This is a genomic window from Kosakonia sp. HypNH10 (assembly GCF_029850615.1).
GTDB lineage: Bacteria > Pseudomonadota > Gammaproteobacteria > Enterobacterales > Enterobacteriaceae > Kosakonia > Kosakonia cowanii.
Map to the genome: position 1 here is coordinate 1 of NZ_JAOTIU010000023.1, position 576 is coordinate 576.

The 576-nt window shown below is 49.8% G+C and carries 1 protein-coding gene and 1 pseudogene; both read left to right on the top strand.

Translation table 11 applies throughout. From position 1 onward, the window contains the following. The coding region (locus N7V53_RS22335) for a hypothetical protein (protein WP_279794984.1) at positions 1-209 on the top strand (209 nt) is incomplete at its 5' end. Next, a pseudogene (locus tag N7V53_RS22340) lies at positions 190-576 on the top strand (flagellin FliC); the annotation flags it as partial. The gene N7V53_RS22335 and the pseudogene N7V53_RS22340, both read left to right, overlap by 20 nt.

The following is a 576-nucleotide window of genomic DNA, read 5'->3' on the forward strand; positions in this document are numbered from 1 at the left end:
ACACAGTACAAAAAAGCGCCGCTTGCCGGCGCTTTTTTATTTTCTGCGCTGCTTCTTTTTTCGGCAGAATTTGTTCAAAAAACATAAAAAAGACTAAAGAGTTCGCCGGAGTCGTCGATAACAATTATGACGGTGATGAAGCCGCTGGCGCTTACCGGAATATAAATTTCTCACTGAAGGATAACTATCATGGCTGTTATCAATACTAACACCCTGTCGCTCACGACCCAGAACAACCTGACTAAATCACAGTCTTCTCTGGGCACCGCTATTGAGCGTCTCTCTTCCGGTCTGCGTATCAACAGTGCAAAAGATGATGCTGCTGGTCAGGCGATCGCAAACCGTTTCACCTCCAACATCAATGGCCTGGGTGTTGCAGCACGTAACGCCAACGACGGTATCTCCCTGGCACAGACCGCTGAAGGCGCGCTGGGCGAAATCAACAACAACTTACAGCGTATCCGTGACCTGACCGTTCAGGCACAGAACAGCTCTAACTCTGCGTCCGACATCGACTCCATCCAGGCTGAAGTTAACCAGCGTATGGAAGAAGTGAACCGCGTGACCACCCAGACC